The organism is Limnofasciculus baicalensis BBK-W-15, assembly GCF_024178385.1.
Taxonomy (GTDB): domain Bacteria; phylum Cyanobacteriota; class Cyanobacteriia; order Cyanobacteriales; family Coleofasciculaceae; genus Limnofasciculus; species Limnofasciculus baicalensis.
On record NZ_JAMZMM010000402.1, the window covers coordinates 1 to 4,989 of the forward strand.

4 protein-coding genes and 1 pseudogene are annotated in these 4,989 nt (G+C 41.1%); all 5 read right to left on the minus strand.

The window, feature by feature from the left end; translation table 11 throughout:
- On the minus strand, positions 1 to 907 hold a 907-nt coding region (locus NJ959_RS25335), incomplete at its 3' end, for a DUF4340 domain-containing protein (RefSeq protein WP_254014533.1).
- 297 nt (positions 908 to 1,204) lie between these two features.
- Positions 1,205 to 2,959 (minus strand): GldG family protein, encoded by a 1,755-nt coding sequence (locus tag NJ959_RS25340; RefSeq protein ID WP_254014535.1) that lies wholly within the window; start codon positions 2,957 to 2,959, stop codon positions 1,205 to 1,207.
- Positions 2,960 to 3,076: 117 nt separating this feature from the next.
- Positions 3,077 to 3,877 carry an ABC transporter permease gene (locus NJ959_RS25345; RefSeq protein WP_254014534.1) on the minus strand — a complete coding sequence of 267 codons (801 nt, stop codon included), beginning with the start codon at positions 3,875 to 3,877 and terminating at the stop codon, positions 3,077 to 3,079.
- Positions 3,878 to 4,000: 123 nt separating this feature from the next.
- On the minus strand, positions 4,001 to 4,072 hold the full coding sequence (locus NJ959_RS25350; RefSeq protein ID WP_254014536.1) for a TMEM134 family protein: 72 nt from the start codon (positions 4,070 to 4,072) through the stop codon (positions 4,001 to 4,003).
- A gap of 18 nt (positions 4,073 to 4,090) precedes the next feature.
- A pseudogene (locus tag NJ959_RS25355) lies at positions 4,091 to 4,989 on the minus strand (collagen-like protein); the annotation flags it as partial.

A 4,989-nucleotide genomic window follows, 5' to 3' on the forward strand; every position in this document is an offset into this window, starting at 1 on the left:
GTGATGGTGTTGTTGAGGTTGGAGATGGTTGAGGTTTTTGTGATGGTGTTGTTGAAGTTGGAGATGGTTGTGGTTTCTGCGATGGCGTTGTTGAAGTTGGAGATGGTTGTGGTTTCTGCGATGGCGTTGTTGAAGTTGGAGATGGTTGAGGTTTCTGTGATGGCGTAGTTGAAGTTGGAGATGGTTGAGGTTTCTGTGATGGCGTGGTTGAGGTTGGCGATAGTTGAGGTTTCTCCTGAGATGGTTTTTTCACATCAGGGGATGGCGTAATTTCAGTATTTGGTGAATTATTTGGAGTTGGAGTATTTGCAGGAGTGTTAATTTTAGGTTGTTCCGATTTACTTGGTTGCCATTCCGCCAGGGGACGATTGACAGCATACTCAAAGTCTACAGGAACTAACAGTACTTCTGACTTATGATTATTTTGAATATAAGGATCGATCTGAGCATATAAGAAACTGCGATTAAAGTCTAGTTTACCTAAGATTATCCGATGAGTTTGCTTATTTTTTAGTTCTATTTTCACTTGAAATTCAGGTTCATCTAATCCATACTCCTTAAGCTGTTCAGCCGAAACATTATTAATAGTGCGATCGCTTTTTCCCTCCACTAGCAAGTTCAACAAAAAAGAAACAGCCGCATCGCTTGCAGGAACATCCTGTGGATATTTCATTTGCCACTGCGTTTTTCCACCACTCACACGTTCAAGTTTTACTATTTGTAATGGCTTTTTATTAATATAAATTGTCAGGGATTGAATCAGATCTTCTTTAAAGGAAAAAATTGGTTTTTTAGTTGTTTTTACAATTTCCTTTTGAGGCGCTACCTGCTTTTCATAGAAATAAACGCCCACTCCCAATAATAGGGCTAAACTCAATAAAATCCAAGTACTTCGCTGTAGCTTCATTTGTTGTTTGTTATTGGTTGTTTGTTGTTTGTTGTTTGTTGTTTGTTGTTTGTTGTAAAAGGGAGCATCCCGAGAAAGGAAGAAATGCAGGTTGTATTCTTGCTCCCCCCTTTCACAAGGGGGGCTGGGGGGGTGAAAAGGGGGGCAAAAACAAGTATCTTTGCCTTCATTGGGATGCTCCCTTGTAAAACAGGTGTCTCGCCTGTCACAATTATTTAGTTATCTCACCAACAATAATTGGCTCAGATACAACAACCAATAACCAATAACCAACAACCAACAACCAATAACCAACAACTAACGACGTATCCACCACATTACCCCGGCTGCACCAAAACCGAATAAAGGCATAATCGCTAGGGCACTCCAACCTAATAATCCAGCTTGAATAGATGTTATTTCAATCCGGCGGTTTTTTTGTTCTTTGGGGCGGATAGAAAGAGTTTTGTCATCCCGCTTACTTAACCAGCTTACAGAATTGAGAAAGACATCACTATTTAGTTGTTGATCGAAGACACCATCACTGGCAAAATTGGAGTTTCCATAAACCACTAATCGTGCTTCAGATTTGGTTTTATTATTATCAATCTTGTCTGTATTCGTGGGTGAAGGAGTTGGAGTAGTAGTGGGTGTAGGAGAAGCTTCTAATGTTGGAGAAGGAGAAACAGAAAGAGTTGGACTAATGGTTGGAGAAGGAGAAACAGAAGGAGTTGGACTAGTGGTTGGCGCAGGAGAAACAGAAAGAGTTGGTGTCGGTGTAGGTTTAGCATTATTTGAATTGACTTGGTATCCCGCTTTGCGGTTTAAAGCTACACCTAATACTAACGGACCTGGGCGATCGCCTTTTTCTTCATTAAACTCTAACGGTTGGTCTTCTGGATTATTTTCTGCCCAACTTTGGTTATTTGTCATCACCAAAGGAGTTTCCTGAATACCGAGGATTACCTTAGTTTCGATGGGGCGAGCCAATGGATAAAAAGAATATCCATTACCAAAACTTTTAGTAATAGGATGATCTCCATAACTAGTTACTAGTGCGATTGCTGGACCTAGCTCAGTTGGTCTTTGATCTGAGGCATCAATTACAATTCTAGTATCCAGAGTGACACCCCAGTCAGTCAATAAACTATCCATTCCAGGATTAGTATCAGGATCTACCATTACCAGGAGACTACCACCATTAGCAAGATACTTACTTAATGCAGCAACTTCCGGCTCAAATAAAGCTCGTTTAGGTCCTGCAATAACCACAGCAGAAGCATCTTGAGGTACTTCTGAACGCTGGGCTAAATTAAGAGGTTGAGGGGTAAAATTTTTATCAGTAAGAGTCTTTACCGCTTGAGATAATCCGCCTTCCGCCTCTTCTAGAGGGCGTTCCCCATGCCCCTGAAGGAAATAAACCACATCTTTGCGATTACTAGTAATACTTTCGATAGCATTAGTTATGGTAATTTCCTGTAACCGCTCGTTAGGATTTACTCTTTGTACCAACTTTCGTTCAGAGCCATACTCCAAATAAACTTCTCCCACAGCATTAACCTTAAACTTTTCTGCAATAGAGCGTTTAATTTGGGGGTTAACAAACTCAAATTCAAACTTCGCTCCATAGCGGCGATAATTATCCAAAATTTCCCTATCTACTGGATTAGGAATAGGATCGAACACCCACAATTTCACAGGCTGTTCCAACTCTTTAACAACTGCTTGGGATTGAGGAGAAAGAGTAAATAACTGATTTTCAGTTAAATCCAATCGCATCGAATAGCGAACACCCAAAAAATTAATTAGCCCCAAAATCACCACCATCGCCAAGGTTGCCACCGCCGCATTAGTCCCAACTTGAGTTGAACGCCGTCCCCAAAAACCAGGAGCCAACTTATCAAGAAATAGCAACCACAAGCCAATAATCACCAATCCAGCAGTCAGTAACCCCAAAGATATTGGCGACCATTCACCACTCACAGCTTGAGCAGTAAATCCCATGATACTCAGGATAGGACCAAACCAAAACAGGTATTTTAAATAAATTTTACGTTTGATAATCTTCACCATAGATTTATAGCACCAGGAATGGGAAATGGGGAGTGGGGAGTGGGGAATGAGAAAAACCCTTTGCGTACCTTTGCGTCTCCCTTTGCGTACCTTTGCGTTAAAAAACACACACCATTCTCAAGAGCGTTGGAACCGCAAAGCATCAATAGATTGAGCCGTCAAAAACACACCAAGAATAATGTAACTAACAAATAAAATAATACTGCTAGTATCCAGAACCCCTTTAACCAGATTATTATAATTCTCCAACAAAGACAGATGATTCAAAACCTCTCCAAAACTTCCACCGATATTTTTACCAATTAAATCCACCAACCAGAGGAACAAAACCAACCCAAAAGTCATAAAGGCAGCAAAGACAGAACTATCAGTTAGGGACGAAATAAACATACCCAAAGAAAGAATAGATCCTGCGAGTAAAATTAATCCCAGATGAGCTACTAATGGCACAGCAGGCTGAATTGGCGGATTAGCTGCACTCAGCGCGATCGCTTCATATCCAATTAATGGCAAAATCATTACCGTGAAAAATGCTAGTACTCCCAACAATTTCCCCACAGCCACCGCCCAGTTAGTGAGAGGTGAAGTTGCCAAAAGTTCCAATGTTCCCTGTTTCCGTTCCTCTGCATAAAGCCCCATGGATAGAATTGGCAAAACAAAGGTAGCCAAAGAACCAATAACGCTTAAGAAAAAGAACAAAAACTGATAAGCATAATCCTCCGACGAAGCAGGCGTACCAAATTGTTCTCTAGCTGCTGCTTGCTGGATCACACCCTCTGGCCCGAGGAGAATTTGGACAAAAAAGAAGCCAGATATCAACCAAAAAAGTGCCGCCACTAAATAAGCGAGTGGCGAATAAAAATAACCCTGTAATTCTTTGCGGAAAATTGCCCAGATGTTGGCAATAATTATCATCATTTATTTATCTACTCCTGATTTTGGGGAAGAGAGTTTTGAGTTTTGAGTTTTGAGTTTTGAGTTTTGAGTTTTGAGTTTTGAGTTTTGAGTTTTAATTTAAAACTCAACACTCAACACTGATAACTATTCCAGGGAGTGGGGAATGACTAATAACCAACAACCAACAACCAACAACCAACAACCAACAACCAACAACCAACAACCAACAACAAATTATCGCTTAATTTCCCCTCGCCAATCCATTTTCTGCTCCGTGTAATTCCCCGCAAAAGAACGAATCGCGACTAACTCAATCTCCACTCCTATTCCTGGTTTCAGAAACTCTCTGTCTATCGGTAATTCACCTAAATTTAGAGTAAAGCGATTATTATTCTGCGTCACTAAATCCCCCGGAATATTCCCCTCGTAACGAGTAATATATTCTCCAAATCTGTCAAATCTATCGCTATCTCTAGTCGTGCGATACTTAATCGCAAACTGAGTAGTAATTAAATCTGATTTACCAGCCAAATCCACTAGACTAAAAGTGAGATTTTGCCCACTACCCGAAAAATCAGCTCTGGTTAACTTAGTTGCTTCACTCTCCAGGATTGCACCAGTAACAACAAACCGCGTTACCCCTTTTTCCTGGGTAGTTGTGCCATCAAACCAGACATCTTCTGGCAAAGAAACCTCGATTTGTTTATCTTCCTTTAAACTTAAAGTAACTCGCCTATCGTAGAAATCAGCAATTGAGCGATTAGCATTCCATACTAACTGAAACGAGCCTTCAATTCGAGCCAAAAATTCCCGGTAGCGATCGCTAATTATCGAGCCTGGAGCTAAAATAGTAGTAGCACCGCTCTTTGTCTGCCATTGATTAAGAGAAAGAGAGACAGTACGATTTTGTAATTCTGGCATTCCCAGAGTTGCCGTCGGTGTATCTGGCGGCAAAGCTTCACTGCGATTAATCAAAGTTAGCGTACCCAGAGCGCCATCTCTGCCATCGCCACCATCTCTGCCATCCCTGGCATCCTTGCCATCTTGACAAGAATAAGTTTCATTTTTGCAACTATATTCAGGAGTACCTGGAGTGCCCGTACATTTGGGGATTTCCCAGCGAGAATCTTCAG